Raw genomic sequence first — 16,681 nt, forward strand, 5'->3', positions numbered from 1 at the left:
GGTCCGCCGCACCCGTGGCTCCACGGCGTTTCGCTTGACATCCTCCCCCTCTTAAAAGAGGGGGATTCCAACCCAAATGGGTTGAGGTTCACGGACGTTCTTCGACCGCGTGGGCGGCGTCGTCCCTCCGGCACCGGCTGTGCGCCGGGGGCGGGGGATCCCGCCCTGTCCTGCCGCGACGTTGTGACTGGCATTGGTGTCCGCGTTGCAGGTGAAGCCACAGGACACACACGCGAAGTCGGCTTGGCTCTTGCGCGACTTCTTCTCGATCCACCCACACGCACTGCACCGCAGAGACGTGTAGGCAGCGGGAACGTCCTCGACCCGGCCCGGCGCCTTGTGCCCGGTGCGCTGCCGCAGCAGGCCCCAGCCCTGGGCGAGAATCGACCGGTTCAGCCCGGCCTTCTGCGCCACGTTCTTACCGGGCTGCTCCACAGTTCCCTTCGCTGAGCGGGTCATGTTCTGGATGTTCAGCTTCTCGAACCGGATCTGACCGTAGCTGCGGGCGAGCATGGTCGAGGTCTTCTCGCACCAGTCCTTACGCCGGTTCGCCTCCCGCGCCTTCAGCTTCGCGACCCTCGTATACCCGGCCGCCTTCCGCTCGCTGCCCTTCGGCGCGCGGGCGGCGCGCCGCTGGTGTTTGCGGATCTGCGCCCGTTCCCGGACGGTGAGCTGCGGGCAGTTCAGTTTCCGCCCGTCGGAGAGGGCGGCGGTGACGGTCACCCCCCGGTCGATGCCGATCACCCCACCCCCGGCGGGCGCTGGTACCGGCTGGGGGATGACGGCGAACGCCACATGCCACTGCCCGTTGCGGTAGGTGACCCGGAACGTCTTCGCGTCGGGCAGCTGCGCGCCCCTGCCTGTGGTGCTGAGGCGGAAGCGGACCCAGCCGCAGCCGGGCACCCTGACCTGGGCCCACCGCCGGTTGAGCTTCTGCACGACGACGGAGCGGCCCAGGACCTGCCGGCCGGTCTTCGCGTTCAGCTTCGGCGAGCCGTCCTCATGGTATTCGGGGACGCGGTCGGTGCCGATGACTCTAAAGCCCTCGTGCACATGCTTCCGACGCCAGGTCGGCTCACCGAACCCGGACGTGAAACGCGCCTGCTTGGCCTTCGCGAAGTCCTTCAGCGCCTGCTGCTGCACGTCCGCGTTCCCGGACCCCAGCCACTCGTTGTCGCGCCGGGCCGCGGTGAGCTGACGGCACTGCTCCGCGAAACCGGGCGCACTGCGACGCCACCGGCGCCAGTGCGCATGCTGCTCCACGGCAAGATTCCACACGTACCGCGCGTGCGCGCAGTGCGTGAGCATCAGCCCGGCCTGCGCGGGCGTCGGATACAGCCGGAAACGTGCCATGCCACGAAGCTAGCCACCCAGTTCCCCACCCGCCCACGGTTTCGATCACCATCACCCGGGAGAGTGAACGGCATCTTTTCGCGATCCGCCCCCGCCCTGACCACAGCACCCGCAACCCGCCCGACGCCACCGAACCGCTTGAGACCGGCCTCACCGCCATATCGCCCGGGACGCCCAATCGCCTCGGCGGCGATTCGGCTGCCTCTGCCCCGCTACGCGGGAGCGGGCATTCACCCCGGTCCTGAAGGACCGGGCCCCCTGCCCGGCAGGCAAGGTGGAAATACCAGTTCCCCGCACCCACCGAGTCGCCCCGGGCATGGGCGTCTTCCGCACGCTCGATCAACTCCGCGACGGAGACGCCGGCCGGGTACATACGCCAGTTCAACGCGCTCTCGCCTTCAGCGGGCCCGACAGTCGAACGAATGCCGCAGGCCATCCGGCGCGTGACCACGTGAACCACGGCCCGATCGGAGCCGACTGTCGGTACGCCGGGTGGCGGGGCTCGACTCCGGAACCAGGGTATGCCGTCAGGTTGTGGAGGTCGGCCGCGCTGGGGGTCACGGGGGACGGTCCATGACGCGGGCGACCCTGCACGTACCGGCCGGGCGGGGCGTTGGCCAGATGCGTCGGCGGCGCGGGCAGCGTGAGGGAGACCTCCTCGCCGTCGGGACCGACGCTGGGGGAGCTCGTTGCCGTACCGCCTCCCCGATTCGCCGTCCGCCTGGAGGAACCGCCGTTCGGTACCGCGTGCAGCCGGTCGGCAGGCTCCGGGGACGGGCCCCCGACGCGTCCGGCTTTGCTCAATGCTGGGTCGCCGCTGGGCAATCCATGGACTGCCGTTCCGGCAACATTCAGTCCATCGTTGCTGCTTGCGTTTTGTGAATTCCCTAGGGTCCCTGAAGGCGCGATCGCCTTCCTTCGAAAAAGGGGACCCATGGACACCCTCCTTTCCGTCCGGGCTCGCGGGATCACCAAATGCTTCGGAGACGTCGTCGCGCTCGACGGCATCGATCTGGATGTGGCGCAGGGTCAGATACACGGCCTGGTCGGGCCGAACGGCGCCGGCAAGACGACGCTGCTCGGCCTGCTGCTGGGCCTGGCCGTCGCCGACAGCGGCCGACTGGAGATCCTGGGCACGCCCGTCGGACGGGGGCTCGCCGCCCCTGACGGCGTCGCCGGCTTCGTGGACGGCCCCGGCCTCTACCCCTCGCTGACCGCCCGGCAGAACCTCGCCGCGCTGGCCGCGCTGCGCGGCGGCGACGCGCGCACGGCGGGCATCGACGACGTGCTCGACGAGGTCGGGCTCACCGATGTCGCCGACGACCGGACCCGCGGCTTCTCCCTCGGCATGCGCCAGCGGCTCGGGCTCGCCGCCGCCCTGCTCACCAGGCCCCGACTGCTCGTGCTCGACGAACCCGCCAACGGCCTCGACCCGGCCGGGAAACGGCACGTGCACGGTGTCCTCGCGCGGCTCGCGGCGGACGGGACCGGCGTGGTGCTCTCCAGCCACCGTATGGACGACCTGGAGGCGCTGTGCTCCGAGGTCACCATCCTCGCGACCGGACGCGTGGTCTTCTCGGGCCCGCTCGGCAAGCTGGCCGCCGAAAGCCGTGAACTCGACTACCGGTTGGTGACCTCCGACGCCGAGGCCGCCCGCCGGGAGGCCGTCGACACGGCCGGGATCCACGTCGTGGACGACGCCGGGGCCCGGCGCGGCGTCGAGGGGCTCGTCGTGCGCGCGCTGACGCCAGCCCTCGACGAGCTCGTCGTACGGCTCGTCCGCGCGGGCATCGCGGTGCGCGAGCTGACCCCCGTGGTGTCGCCGCTCGAAGCCGCGTTCCTCGCCCTCACCGATCAGCAGGAGGCCGTCAGATGACCGCGACCGCAGTGGACGAGCGCGCCGACGACCGTGCTGGCGCCGCCGGTCGGGCGGCCCCCGTCTCCGTGCCGCGCGCCTACCGCTTCGAGTTGGTCAAGCTGGTCTCGCAGTGGCGGATCCGCCTGCTGGTCCTCGCCTGCTGGATCGCGCCGGCGCTCTTCGTCGCCGCGGTGAGCCGGCAGAGCACGCTTCCCTCCGACACCCTCTTCGGCCGCTGGATGCACGCCACGGGGTGGGCCGGACCGCTGGTGATGCTCGGGTTCGCGGGCGCCTGGGCGCTTCCGCTGCTGACCTCGGTGGTCGCCGGCGACGTGTTCGCCGCCGAGGACCGGCTCGGCACCTGGCGCCATCTGCTGGTGGCGGTCCGCTCGCCGCGGCGGATCTTCGCGGCGAAGGCGCTGGCGAGCCTCACCGTCATCCTGCTGCTCGTGGCCGGGCTGGCCGCATCCAGCACGGTCGGCGGGGTCGTGGCGGTCGGAAACCAGCCGCTGGTCGGCCTCGACGGCCACCTGCTGGCGCCGGGGGACGCCGCCGGGAAGGTCCTCCTCGCCTGGGTGTGCGTGCTCGCCCCGACCCTGGCCCTCGCCGCGATCGGGCTGCTCGGGTCGGTGCTGCTGGGACGGTCCCCGATGGGCCTGCTGCTGCCCGCGCTCGTCGCGCTGGCGATGCAGCTCGCCCAGATGCTGCCGCTGCCCGTCGCCGTGCGCCTCGCCCTGCCCGGCTACGCCTTCATCGCCTGGAACGGCCTGTTCACCAGCCCGACCCAGCTCGGCCCGCTGTTGATCGGCATCGCGGTCGGCCTGGTGTGGGCGGTCCTCGCGACCGCGCTGGCCTATCTGCTGTTCCTGCGGCGGGACTTCACCGACCTGACGTACGACGGTTCCGGGCGCCGCGCGATCACCGTCGGGCTCCTGCCGCCGGCCGCGCTGCTCGCCCTCACGGTCGCGGTCGTCGCCGTGGCGACCCCGTCCGGGGGTTCCGGGATCCGGCAGAGCAAGGTGCAGCGGTCGGTCGCCACGGCCTTCGCGCACCTCTACCGCATGCAGACCGAGCAGCTCCACCGCCCGGCCGTCACCGAGGCGGAGCTGCGGGCCGCGGCGGCGTGCACCAAGAGCGACGGCCGGGCCGCCCAGGAGGGCCCGGGCAACGACTGGCGGTGCGTCGTGACCTGGCATCTCCCCGGGGTGTCGGTCACGGGGTCCGCCGTCTACCAGCTCGACATCACCTCGGACGGGCGGTTCGTGGCCGACGGCGACGGACCGAAGGAAGTGAACGGCTACTTCCTGGTGCGGACTTCGACAGGGGACGCACCGAACCCGCTCTGGCAGTTCGACGGCAACGTCGAGCTGCTTGACACCACCTCGAAGGGATAGTCCATGCAGGTAACACGGCAGCGCCGGGTGGCCCAGAGGGAGCAGCTCAACCTCTTCGGCAGACGTGTCGGCCGCCGCACCGTGCTGGTGACGGCGGGCATAGCGGTCGCCCTCGGCGTCACGGGCACCGCGGTCGCCTCGACGTACCGGTTCGGCACCCAGCAGGTCGCCCAGACCACCGCCGACGGCCAGGTCATCTCCAGCGACCAGTACATCAAGCCGTACGGCAGCCGCACCGTCGTCAACGACGGCAAGATCATGTCGTCGGCGGTCAGCCCGGACGGCGCCCACCTCGCGGCCGCCGTCGCCGACGGTGACGCGTCGCTGGTCGTCATGGACCTCGCGACCGGGCAGGTGAAGCAGAAGGTCGGCACCAACGCGGCCGACGACCTGCGCATCAAGAACGGCTCCGTCGGCCAGGAGGGCCCGACGTACTCGCCCGACGGCAAGCAGCTGTGGCTGGGCCAGACCGACGGCTACACCAAGTTCACCGTGGGCGCGGACGGCACGCTCGCCAACCCGGTGACCGTCTCGATCCCGGCCGACGGCGCCAAGCACGCGCTCGTGGGCGCCGCGGTGTTCTCGGCCGACGGCTCCACCGTGTACTGCGCGGTCAACGGCCAGAACCGGGTGGTCGCCATCGACGCGGCGACCGGAACCGTCAAGCAGAGCTGGGCCGTCGGCAACGCCCCGCGCGGCCTCGCCCTGGTCGGCGGCAAGCTGTACGTCAGCAACGAGGGCGGGCGTCCGGCCAAGGCCGGCGACACCACGATCAACTCCTACGGCACCGACGTCCCGGCGAACCCGGACACCGGCGCCACCACCACCGGCACGGTCAGCGTCATCGACCTGGCCGCCCCGTCCGCCGCCGTCGCGAGCATCGACGTCGGTCTGCACCCGACGGCGGTGTACGCCAAGAAGGGCACGGTGTTCGTCACCAACACCGCCGACAACAGCGTGTCGGTCATCGACACGGCCAAGGACAAGGTCGTACAGACCGTCGCCACCCAGCCGTGGCCCGAGGCGTCGGTCGGCTACGAGCCCGACGCGGTGACGCTCACCGACGACGGCCGTCTGCTGGTGACGCTCGGCCGCGCCAACGCGGTCGCCGTCTACCGCTACACCTCCCCGCAGCAGCCGGCCCGCTACGTCGGCCTGCTCCCCACGGACTACTTCCCCGCGGAGATCACCACCGTCGGCAGGAAAGTGATCGTCTCCAACACCCGTGGCATCGACGCCCGCCGCCCCACCACCGCCGCCGGCCACGGCACCCACGACACGACGTCGAGCCTGACGCAGTTCACGCTGCCTGCCGACAGCGTCATCAGGTCGCAGACGGCCAAGGTCTTCAAGCAGAACGGCTGGACGCCCGGCTCCGTCCTGACGGCCAAGGGCAGCAGTCACGCGAAGGCGCTGCCGGTCCCGGTGCGCCTCGGCGACCCCTCGACGATCAAGCACGTCTTCCTGCTCGTCAAGGAGAACCGGACCTACGACCAGGTCTTCGGCGACATGCCGCAGGGCAACGGCAACGCGTCGCTCACGACGTTCGGCGCGAACGTGACGCCCAACCAGCACGCGCTGGCCGAGCAGTTCGGTCTCTACGACAATTTCTACGACGTCGGCACGAACTCCGCCGAGGGCCACAACTGGCTGATGCAGTCGGACAACCCGGAGTACACCGAGTCCTCGGCCGGCGAGTACCAGCGCAGCTACGACACCGAGAACGACGCCCTCGGCCACCAGAAGAGCGGCTTCATCTGGACCGGGGCGCAGGCGGCCGGCAAGTCCGTCAAGGACTTCGGCGAGTTCCAGTCGCTGGAGACCAAGCCGGCCGGCGCGACCTGGCAGAACCTGTACTGCGACAGCAAGAACATGGCCGCGACCGGGGCGCAGACCCAGTACCCCATCAAGACCGGTTCGGCGATCCCGTCGCTGAACAAGGTGTCGGTGCAGGGATTCCCGCTGTTCGACCTCGACGTCCCGGACATCTACAAGGAACAGGTCTGGCAGCAGGACTTCGAGAAGAACGGTCCGGCGAACCTGAACATGTTCTGGTTCTCCAACGACCACACCGGCGGCCCGGCTAACGCGTCCGCCGAGGTCGCCGACAACGACCTCGCGGTCGGCCGGATGGTCGACGAGATCTCCCACAGCAAGTACTGGAAGGACTCGGCGATCTTCGTCGTCGAGGACGACTCGCAGAACGGCCTCGACCACGTCGACGGCCACCGTGCCCCCGTCCAGGTCATCAGCCCGTACGCCCAGCGCGGCGCGGTCGACAACCACTACTACTCGCAGATCACGATGGTCCGCACCATCGAGCAGATCCTCGGGATGCACCCGATGAACCAGCTCGACAGCGCGGCCACCCCGATGTACGGCGCGTTCACCCCGAAGGCGAACACGACTCCGTTCACCGCGGTGCCCAACCGGACCTCGCTGACCCTCGGCGTGAGCCCCCAGCCGACCTGCGGCGCGGACACCCCGGCGCCCCAGGACACCAAGGCCGCGGCCGCACCGACGTCCGTCGCGGTGCCGGAGGCCAAGCAGGAGCTCGCGGCGCAGTGGAAGTCCTGGGCCAAGCAGCAGCGGCTGACCGGCCCCAACGCCGTGCCCGACTACGCCAACCCCACGCAGATGAACCGCTACACGTGGTACCAGACGCACAACTGGACCAAGCCCTACCCCGGTGACAAGCAGGTCTACGCACCGGCCGACGTACCGGGCGCCTACCTCCCGTCGCCGGACTCCGACGGCTGACACAGCCCGCGCCCAGCCAATAGCCCCTGGTCGGCATCATCGCTGACCAGGGGCTATTGGCTGACCAGGGGCTTTGGCTGATCGCCGAGAGTCCGCCGGGTCCTCGCTGCGAGCGGTCGGCGAGGGCGGCCCGAGTGGTACCGGGGTACCACTCGGGCGCCGAAGATTCCCCCGCGGTCCCAGGGTTCGGGCCTGCCGTGCTCCTAGCGTCGAAGACAGCCACCGCGGCGCATCCGCCGACGAGTTCGAGTCCCAGGCAGGAAGGGCCCACTCCCATGATCGAAGCGCGTGAGCTGACGAAGCGGTACGGCGACAAGACGGTCGTCGACCAGCTGAGCTTCACCGTCAAGCCCGGCGAGGTGACCGGCTTCCTGGGTCCCAACGGCGCGGGCAAGTCCACGACCATGCGCATGGTCATCGGCCTGGACTCCCCCACCAAGGGCTCGGTCGTCGTCAACGGCCGGCCCTACGCCAAGCAGACCGCGCCCCTGCACGAGATCGGCACGCTGCTGGAGGCCAAGTCCGTCCACCCCGGGCGCAGCGCGTTCAACCACCTGATGGCGCTCGCGCACACCCACGGCATTCCGCGCCGCCGGGTGGACGAGGTCATCGAGCTGGCCGGACTGACCAGCGTGGCCGGCAAGCGTGTGGGCGCCTTCTCGCTCGGCATGGGTCAGCGGCTCGGCATCGCCTCGGCCCTGCTCGGCGACCCGGCGATCGTCATGCTCGACGAACCGGTCAACGGCCTTGATCCGGAAGGCGTGTTGTGGGTGCGCAACCTACTGCGCTCGCTGGCCGGCGAGGGCCGGGCCGTGATGCTCTCCTCGCACCTGATGAGCGAGACCGCGCTGATCGCCGACCACCTGGTGATCATCGGGCGGGGCCGGCTGCTCGCGGACACCACGGTCGACGACTTCACCCGGGAAGCCAGTGGCGGCGGCGTGAAGGTCGTCAGCTCCGAGGCCGCGAGGCTGCGGTCGCTGCTGGCCGGCCCGGACGTCACGATCAGCTCCTCCTCCGCCGAGGAACTGCTGGTCACCGGCCGCGACGCCCGTGAGATAGGCACCATCGCCGCCCAGCACGGGGTGCCGCTGTACGAACTCACCCCGCAGGCCGTCTCCCTGGAGGCGGCGTTCATGGACCTCACCCGTGACGTCGTCGAGTACCAGAGTGCTCCGGCCGACACCGAACGAAAGGTCGCGTGATGGCTACCACCAGCCTTGCCCCCGTCCCTGACCCTGCCCCCGTCCCTGACCGCCCGACGGCCTACAAGGTGACCGGCGTCCGGGTGCTGCGCTCGGAGTGGGCCAAGTTCTGGTCGCTGCGCTCCAGTTGGATCACCCTGGGCGTCGCCGTGTTCCTGCTGGTCCTGTTCGGGGCGATCGCCTCCTACACGTACAGTCCCGACGCCGTCGCGCCCGACGGGCCGCCCGGACCGGGGAACGGCGCCGACAGCGACGCGGTCAGCCTGGCCCTGACCGGCGTCACCTTCGCCTCGCTGGCCATCGGTGTGCTCGGGGTGCTGCTGTCCGCGGGCGAGTACAGCACCGGCATGATCCGCTCCACCCTCGCCGCGGTGCCGCGCCGGCTGCCCGTCCTGTGGTCGAAGGCCGCCGTGATCGGCCCGATCGCCCTGGTCCTCACCACGATCGGGGCCCTGGCCGCGTTCCTGCTGGGCACGCCGGGCCTGGACGGCGAGAAGATCGCCCTGTCCCTGGGCGACGACGGCGTGCTGCGCAGCCTGGTCGGCGCCGGCCTCTACCTGGGCCTGGTGGCCGTGTTCGGTGTGGCGCTGGGCGTGCTGATCCGCTCCTCGGCCGGAGCCATCGCGGCCCTGGTCGGCATCCTGCTCATCCTCCCCGGCCTGGCCACGCTGCTGCCCGACTCGCTGTACGACAGCATCAACCCCTACTTCCCCGGCAACGCGGGATCGGCGGTCTACGCCCTGCACCAGTCCTCCGACGCCCTCTCCCCCGGAGCGGGCCTCGCCGTCTTCGCCGGCTGGGTGGCCCTGACCCTGGCCGGGGCGGCCTTCCGGCTCGTCAAGACCGACGCCTGACCTGGGACGAGGACCTGGGACGAGGACAGACGAGGACCTGGGTCGAGGACAGGGGACGAGGACAGGGGACGAGGACAATGGTGTCCATGACTGCGCACCGTGCGGCAGCCCCCGCGGACACGGCCCGGGGGACGGCGCCCCGGTCGTCCCTCGGGTTCGACACCGCGTGGGCGCACCCGCTCCTGGGCCGTCTGCTGCGCCACGGGAGCCGGCTGCGGCGGCTGGACCGCCGGCGTCCGTGGCTGGCCGACACCGCGGTGGTGCTGACCGTCGCCCTGATCAGCCTGCCGGCCCTGCTGCGCAGCGACGGCGACTCCCCGTTCGGGGACCCGGACGTCCGGGACCAGCTGCCGTTCGGCGCCCTGCTCGTCTGCGTCGCCGCGTTCGTCGTTCCGCTGTGGTGGCGTCGCAGGGCCCCGGCCCTCACGTACTTCGCGATCGTGGCGGTGTCTTTCGCCCAGTGGTCCCTGGGCGTCTGGCTGCCGACCGGCCTCGCCGCGCTCATCGCCCTGTACACCCTGGCCCGGAACGGATCCCTGCGGCTGCTGGGCTGGGCCGCCGCGCTCACCGTGGTCCAGACGGTGCTCGCGGCCTTCGTCCTGGTGCCGATCACGCATCCGTGGCTCGGCCTCTTCTTCCTGCTGGGCACGGCGACCGGGGCCGTCGCCACCGGCCTGACGCTGCGCATCCGGCAGATGTATCTGGCGGCACTGGAGGACCGCGCCCGACGTCTGGAGATCGAGCACGAGCAACGCGTCCTGCTCACCGCCGCCGCCGAGCGCTCCCGGGTCGCCCGCGAGATGCACGACATCATCGGCCACAACCTGTCCGTCATGGTCAGCGTCGCCGACGGCGCCGCGACCCTCGCGGCCAACCGGAACGAGCAGTCCACCGACGCCCTGCGCATCCTCGGCGACACCGGCCGCCAGGCCATGAGCGAACTGCGCCGTGTGCTGGGCGTCCTGCGCGAGGAGCAGGACGACGAACGACCGCTCGGCCCCCAGCCCGGCCTCCGCGACCTGGACCCCCTCCTCGCGCGGGTGCGGGCGGCCGGTGTGCCGGTGACCTACCGGACCATGGGCGATCTCGACGCGCTGAGGGACGGCGTCCAGCTCACCGTGTACCGCATCGTCCAGGAATCGCTGACCAACACCCTCAAGCACGCGGGGTCCGGGACGTCCGCCGAGGTCACCATCGCCGCCGGGGCGGGAGAGGTACGCGTCGAGGTCGCCGACAGCGGCGTACCGCCGGGGACACCCGCGCCGGCGAAGCCGCGCACCCGCGAGAGCGAGAGCGACCTCGGCCCCGGCCACGGCCTCGTCGGCATCCGCCAGCGGGCCGCCATGTACGGCGGCACCGTCATCATCGGCCCGCGCGACACCGGCCACGGCTGGCTCGTGGACGTCGTGCTGGACGTACCGCCAGGAGAGCAGCTGCCATGACCACCGTCCTCATCGCCGACGACCAGCCCCTCCAGCGCATGGGCGTCCGCATGCTCCTGGAGGGCACCCCGGGCCTGCACCCGGTGGGCGAGGCCGAGCACGGCGCCGAGGCCGTCCGCATGGTCGCCGAACTCCGCCCCGACGTCGTCCTCATGGACATCCGCATGCCCGGGATGGACGGCATCGAGGCCACCCGCCGCATCATCGCCGCCGGAGGCCGCACCCGCGTCCTCATCGTCACCACCTTCGACCTCGACGAGTACGCCTACGACGGCCTGCGGGCCGGCGCCTCCGGCTTCCTGCTCAAGGACGCCCGTCCCGAGGAACTCGTCGCGGGCATCCACGCGGTCGCCACCGGCGACGCCGTCGTCGCCCCCCGCCTCACCCGCCGTCTGCTGGACGCCTACGCCCACCGGGTCCTCGCCCCGGCCGACGCCCCCGCCCCGGAGGACCCCCGGCTGGGCGCCCTCAGCGACCGCGAACGCGAGGTCCTGGTCGCCATCGGCCAGGGCTGGACGAACACGGAGATCGCCGAACGGCTCGTCCTCACCGAGTCCACCGTGAAGAAGCACGTGGGCCGCGTCCTCGCCAAGATCGGGGCCCGCGACCGCATCCAGGCCGTGATCACGGCGTACGACACCGGGCTGGTCACGGCCAAGTAGGGCCACTCTCCCGGCGATGCGGAGCCGCGTCAGACGACGACACAGCTGGTCTGTGCGTCCGGCGCCAAACAGCTCGGCAAACGTGTTCTGACTCGGGGTCGGGCTGGTCCGACTCGGGGTTGCTGCGGGGCCGCATCGCCCGATCCAGCCTCTTGACGCGTCCCCCTTGGGCAGTGACGGCTCGCCGACTTCACGAAGAACTCCGCCGATGCGTGGCCCAAGCCGGGAAATCAGGCATGGTGGCAGTCCGCGTGCGGCTCCGCACCGGCTGGAACGGCTTCGCCTTCGGCGGAACGGGTGACTTCACCGGCGACGACACCGCCGACCTCGTCACCCGTGAGGACGCCACCGGCATCCTGTGGCCGAACCCCCGTTGGGTCCGCCATGCCTCCGTGCATGGCATCAGCATGCCTCCCCTTTTCCGAAGGAGTCGTACGTGACGGGTCAACGACGCACCGATCTCGGACGCCGCCGGTTCATGCGCCTCACCGGCGGCTCCGCGCTCAGCGCACTCGCCCTGAGTGGCAGTGCGTCCCCCGCGTCAGCCGACGTCCTCGCCGTCCCCACCCCGGATCCGTCGGCGGGAATCCCCATGTCGCGGGTGCTCAGCCTGCCGATCGTCCAGGAGCCGACCACCGTCCTGGGGCCGCCGCCGGAGCAGTTCACGGGCGGCACGATCACGCCCCCGAGCAGACGGATCCCCTACACCGCCCGCAGCGTCACCCCGCGGACACGCGTCGACGACGTGCCCACCACCCTGCCGTTCGAGTTCAACACCACCGGCTACGCCATCGCCGACGTGCCCGAGGAACTCCGCCCGTGGCGCAACCGGCCCGTCGCCAAGGGCGACGAGGGCGCCTACGTCGACGCCGACGGCGTCCGGATGTTCTACAACGACCCGAAGGTGTTCATCAACGGCGACGGCAAGCTCTACGACCACCCGGTCACGCAGATCCAGTACGGCCTGGGCTGCCTCGCCTCGTACCGCACCACCGGCGACGAGTGGTTCCTCACCCGCGCCAAGGCCCACGCCCAGCGACAGATCGACCGGCGGGTCGAGACCCGCGGCGCCTGGTACTTCCCCTACCCGTTCGACTACACCCACAACTCGCACAGCGGCCTGGTCTTCACCGCCCCCTGGTACTCCGGCATGGCTCAGGGCGAGGCGATCTCCCTGTTCATCCAGCTCGCCCAGCTCGCCGAGATCACCGACGAGGAGCGCACCCGGTACCTGGCAGCGGCCGACGGCGCGTTCGCCTCGCTGCTGCTCGCCGACGACGCCGACCCATGGGTGATCAACAAGGACGGTGCGGGTTACTTCTGGATCCAGGAGTACCCCGTCGACGCGCCCGGCACCTCGGACTACACCTACAACGGCATGATCTTCGCGCTGTTCGGACTGTGGGACTACTACCGGCACACCCGCAACGAGTTGGCGCTCAAGCTGTGGGACGGCGGCCTGACCACCATCGACCACCGCTACCCGCGGCTGCGCAACACCCACTGGGTCTCCTACTACTGCGACACCCACCGCATCGCCCCGCTCACCTACCACCACCATCACATCGACCTGTTCATGCAACTGCAGTGGTTCTCCGGCCACTACGCCTTCGCCCGCGGCATGGACCAGCTGCTGGACGACTACCCCTACCCCGGCCTGGTGTCCGACCGCCTGCCGGACGGCGGCACCATCGCCTTCGCCGCCGGCACCCACACGCTCCACCAGTACGCCACCACCGCCACCGGCGCCTACGACCCCGCCAAGGACGACGTCCGGACCGCCACCACGCAGGTCACCTTCGCCGGGGACGTCACCGCACCCGCCACCATGCGCCGCCGCATCCACGGCCGGGGCGTTCACTACCGGATCGGCGCCGGGGCCCATGCCGGCTGGTGGGTCGGCGAGTCCTACCCCGACGCCTTCCTGCGCGGGCAGTGGTGGACGAAAAGCTACCTACCGGCCCGCACCATGACCTTCCCCGCCCGCACCCCGGTCGACGTCTTCAAGTACGGCACCGACGGCACCGTCGGCGCCACCAGGACAGTCCAGTGGGACCACCCCTCCAACGCCCCGTTCGACCAGCGCGCCACCATCAACGGCCGCACCATGCTCCGCATCAGCGCCGGCGCACTCACCGGCCACTGGGTAGGGCAGGACGACGTCACCACCCTCTGAACCCGAAGCCCTTACGGGCTGACAGGCTGGCGGGCTGGCGGGCTGGCGGCCTGACGGGCTACGCCAGCGGGTCGAGGAACGTCAGCACGGAGGCGTCCTCCTCGATCAGCGGGACGAGGGCGGCGTTGAACGGGCCGCCGTACGGGGCGTTCAGGTGTGCCTGGAAGGCGTCCTCGTCCCGGTACACCTCGAAGATCCAGAAGGCGCGCGGCGCGGCCGCCTTGGTGTAGACGTCGAAGGCGATGTTGCCCTCTTCCTCGCGCACCTTCAGGGCGTAGTCGCCGATCATGCGGGCGACCTCGTCCTGCGCTCCCTCACGGGCGGTGAACTCGGCGAGCAGGGTCTTCTTCACGGTCTCGTGTCCTTCTCGGTCGTGACGAGCCAGGTCGATGTCATCGTTGACTTGTGTCATCGATGACATCGAGTCGCCCGATGATGGACGCAACGCGGCCGACGCGTCAACGGTTCGGGCGGGACCGCCCGGCACGAACCGCCCGCCCCGTCAGACGCCGCCGGCGATCGTGAGCTCCTCCAGCTCGTTGCGCCACGGCGGATTGGGACCGGCGACCGAGCAGGTCAGGGCCGCGACCCGAGCACCGAACCGGCAGGCCTCCGCGACGTCGTCGAGGCGGAGTTCCGTCAGCCGGCCGCCGAGGAGTCCACGGGCGCCGAGGCGGTGCAGCAGTCCGGCCGTGAAGGAGTCCCCCGCGCCGACGGTGTCGACGACCCGGGCGGTCACCGCGGGCACCCGCACCCGTTCGCCGTCGAGCGAGGCCAGGGCGCCGTCGGCGCCGCGCGTGATCACGACGAGCCGCGCCCCGGCCGCGTGCCAGATGTCGCACGCCTCCTCGGGCGAGACGCCCGGCAGCAGGAGCGCCAGGTCGTCCTCGCTCAGCCGCAGGATGTCGGCGAGAGCGCACCAGTGCGCCAGCCGGGCGCGGTAGACCTCGGGGCGCACCAGCAGCGGCCGGACGTTGGGGTCGATGCTGACGGTGGCCCGGGGCGCCGCTGCCGCCAGGAACTCCTCCACCACCGCCCCGCCGGGCTCACGGACCAGCGCCAGCGACCCGGTGTGCACACAGGCCGATTCGGACAGATCCACCCGTGCCAGTTCCTCGGCCGTCCACTGCCAGTCGGCCGTGTTCTGCGCGTGGAACGAGAACTGGGCCTGCCCGTCGGCGTCCAGTTCCGCCACGGCCAGCGTGCTGGGCTCGGCGGCGGCGACGGCGTACGACAGGTCGACGCCGGACGCCTCCAGGTGGGCCCGGAACAGCCGGCCGAACACGTCGCCGGACAGGCGCGCGAGGAACCGGGCCGGGGTGCCGAGCCGGGCCAGGGACACCGCCGTGTTCGCAGGTCCGCCGCCCGGCAGCACCCTCAGGGCGAGTTCGTTCGAGGCGTCCGCCGGTTCGGTGAAGGCGTCCGCGACGCACTCTCCCAGGACGGTGATCTGACGCGGGCTCATGTGCTGCTCCCTCTCGGAAGGGCTCGGAAGGCTCGGAAGGACCGGGGTGCACCGGGTGGACCGGAGGACCGGAGGACCGGATGGACCGGATGGACCGGACAAACGGGCGGCGCGGCGACACCGGCGCTGACCGGCTGTGCGGAGACGGGGGCGAGGGGCGTTGCCGATTTGTGACGAGTGGAAGGCATTGACGTTGCCGGGATCCGGAGTCCATCATCCTCGCCAGGCAGTGTCAACGATGACATAAGTCAACGATGACACCCCGGGGCGGCAACGCTCTGATCCCAACCCCGTGCTGCCCGCTATCCCACAGGAGTCGATCATGTCTCGCACCACTCGCCTGTCCTCCTCCCTCCTCAGAGCCGCAGCGGTCACGGGCGTCGCGGCACTCACCCTGACGGCCTGCGGGTCCGGCTCCGGTTCGGGCTCCTCGAGCACCGGCTCGGGCGAGGTCAAGGTCGGTCTGATCACCAAGACCGACACCAACCCGTTCTTCGTGAAGATGAAGGAGGGCGCGGAGAAGGCGGCCAAGGAGAACGGCGTCCAACTCTCCACCGCGGCAGGCAAGTTCGACGGGGACAACGCCGGACAGGTCACCGCCATCGAGAACATGGTCGCCGCCGGGGTGAAGGGCATCCTGATCACCCCCAGCGACTCCAAGGCGATCGTGCCCGCGATCGAGAAGGCGAAGGCCAAGGGGGTCCTGGTCATCGCCCTGGACACGCCGACCGAGCCGCAGAGCGCGGTCGACGCCCTCTTCGCCACCGACAACCTCAAGGCCGGCCAGCTGATCGGCGAGTACGCCAAGGCCGCCATGAAGGGCAAGACGGCGAAGATAGCCGCCCTCGACCTGGCGCCGGGCGTCTCCGTGGGCGTCCAGCGGCACGACGGTTTCCTGAAGGGCTTCGGCGCCACCGACAAGGACGTCGTCTGCGCCCAGGACACCGGCGGCGACCAGGCCAAGGGCCAGACCGCGATGGAGAACTGTCTGCAGAAGTCGCCCGACATCAACGTCGTCTACACCATCAACGAGCCGGCCGCGCTGGGCGCGTACACCGCGCTGAAGGCCAAGGGCCGGGAGAAGGACGTGCTGATCGTCTCCGTGGACGGCGGCTGCACCGGCACCCAGGCCGTCAAGGACGGCAAGATCGCCGCGACGTCGCAGCAGTACCCGCTGAAGATGGCCGCCGAGGGCGTCAAGGCCGTCGTGACGTACGCCAAGGACGGCAAGAAGGCGTCCGGTTACACCGACACCGGCGTCACGCTGATCACCGACAAGGCGCAGGCCGGCGTCACCTCGAAGGACACCGCCTTCGGCCTGGAGAACTGCTGGGGCTAGGGCGTGTTTCGAAAGTCCCGTCTGCCCGGCGACGCCTGGCACGCTCCCCCAGAGGGGGCACCCCCACCCCCAGAGGGGGGACCCCCAGCCGCGTTGTCGGGATCGCCCCGATACAACCAGTATCGGGGCGACCCTCCGCCTTGCGATCGCACGCTCCCCCACGCTCGACTGCG

Annotated in this window: 13 protein-coding genes; 10 read left to right on the plus strand and 3 right to left on the minus strand. The window is 70.9% G+C overall.

Annotated elements, in window-relative coordinates:
- Positions 1-51 precede the first annotated feature (51 nt).
- Positions 52-1,353 (minus strand): RNA-guided endonuclease InsQ/TnpB family protein, encoded by a 1,302-nt coding sequence (locus tag ACIBAF_RS02830; RefSeq protein ID WP_399461281.1) that lies wholly within the window; start codon positions 1,351-1,353, stop codon positions 52-54.
- A 934-nt stretch (positions 1,354-2,287) separates the two neighbouring features.
- On the opposite strand from ACIBAF_RS02830, the gene ACIBAF_RS02835 reads away from it, so the two are divergent.
- The 9 genes from ACIBAF_RS02835 (at position 2,288) to ACIBAF_RS02875 (ending at position 13,704) form a co-directional block, all read left to right on the plus strand.
- Positions 2,288-3,229, plus strand: a complete 942-nt coding sequence (locus ACIBAF_RS02835; RefSeq protein ID WP_399461282.1) for an ABC transporter ATP-binding protein — start codon at positions 2,288-2,290, stop codon at positions 3,227-3,229.
- Complete coding sequence (locus ACIBAF_RS02840; protein ID WP_399461283.1) at positions 3,226-4,605, plus strand: ABC transporter permease; 1,380 nt, start codon at positions 3,226-3,228, stop codon at positions 4,603-4,605. The genes ACIBAF_RS02835 and ACIBAF_RS02840 overlap by 4 nt, the downstream gene beginning before the upstream one ends.
- Positions 4,606-4,608: 3 nt before the next feature.
- Entirely contained in the window at positions 4,609-7,365 is a 2,757-nt protein-coding gene (locus tag ACIBAF_RS02845) for a phosphoesterase (RefSeq protein WP_399461284.1), read from the plus strand.
- Between the two features lie 275 nt (positions 7,366-7,640).
- On the plus strand, positions 7,641-8,570 hold the full coding sequence (locus ACIBAF_RS02850) for an ABC transporter ATP-binding protein (protein WP_399461285.1): 930 nt from the start codon (positions 7,641-7,643) through the stop codon (positions 8,568-8,570).
- Positions 8,570-9,424 (plus strand): ABC transporter permease, encoded by an 855-nt coding sequence (locus ACIBAF_RS02855; protein ID WP_399461286.1) that lies wholly within the window; start codon positions 8,570-8,572, stop codon positions 9,422-9,424. Before ACIBAF_RS02850 ends, ACIBAF_RS02855 begins: the two co-directional genes overlap by 1 nt.
- 86 nt (positions 9,425-9,510) lie before the next feature.
- Complete coding sequence (locus ACIBAF_RS02860; protein WP_399461287.1) at positions 9,511-10,866, plus strand: sensor histidine kinase; 1,356 nt, start codon at positions 9,511-9,513, stop codon at positions 10,864-10,866.
- Positions 10,863-11,528 (plus strand): response regulator, encoded by a 666-nt coding sequence (locus ACIBAF_RS02865; protein ID WP_399461288.1) that lies wholly within the window; start codon positions 10,863-10,865, stop codon positions 11,526-11,528. Before ACIBAF_RS02860 ends, ACIBAF_RS02865 begins: the two co-directional genes overlap by 4 nt.
- 236 nt (positions 11,529-11,764) lie before the next feature.
- Complete coding sequence (locus tag ACIBAF_RS02870; RefSeq protein ID WP_399461289.1) at positions 11,765-11,968, plus strand: hypothetical protein; 204 nt, start codon at positions 11,765-11,767, stop codon at positions 11,966-11,968.
- Positions 11,965-13,704, plus strand: a complete 1,740-nt coding sequence (locus tag ACIBAF_RS02875; protein ID WP_399461290.1) for a D-glucuronyl C5-epimerase family protein — start codon at positions 11,965-11,967, stop codon at positions 13,702-13,704. The genes ACIBAF_RS02870 and ACIBAF_RS02875 overlap by 4 nt, the downstream gene beginning before the upstream one ends.
- A gap of 58 nt (positions 13,705-13,762) precedes the next feature.
- Here ACIBAF_RS02875 and ACIBAF_RS02880 read toward each other — a convergent pair whose 3' ends face one another.
- Together ACIBAF_RS02880 and ACIBAF_RS02885 are read right to left on the minus strand one after the other, a co-directional pair.
- Positions 13,763-14,056, minus strand: coding sequence for a putative quinol monooxygenase (locus ACIBAF_RS02880; RefSeq protein WP_399461291.1), 294 nt, complete (start codon positions 14,054-14,056; stop codon positions 13,763-13,765).
- A gap of 150 nt (positions 14,057-14,206) precedes the next feature.
- Positions 14,207-15,169, minus strand: a complete 963-nt coding sequence (locus ACIBAF_RS02885; RefSeq protein ID WP_399461292.1) for a carbohydrate kinase — start codon at positions 15,167-15,169, stop codon at positions 14,207-14,209.
- A gap of 322 nt (positions 15,170-15,491) precedes the next feature.
- Here ACIBAF_RS02885 and ACIBAF_RS02890 point away from each other — a divergent pair, with 322 nt between their 5' ends.
- Entirely contained in the window at positions 15,492-16,508 is a 1,017-nt protein-coding gene (locus ACIBAF_RS02890) for a sugar ABC transporter substrate-binding protein (RefSeq protein WP_399461293.1), read from the plus strand.
- Positions 16,509-16,681 lie beyond the last annotated feature (173 nt).

The sequence above is a fragment of the Streptomyces sp. NPDC051677 genome (genome assembly GCF_044453465.1).
Taxonomy (GTDB): domain Bacteria; phylum Actinomycetota; class Actinomycetes; order Streptomycetales; family Streptomycetaceae; genus Streptomyces.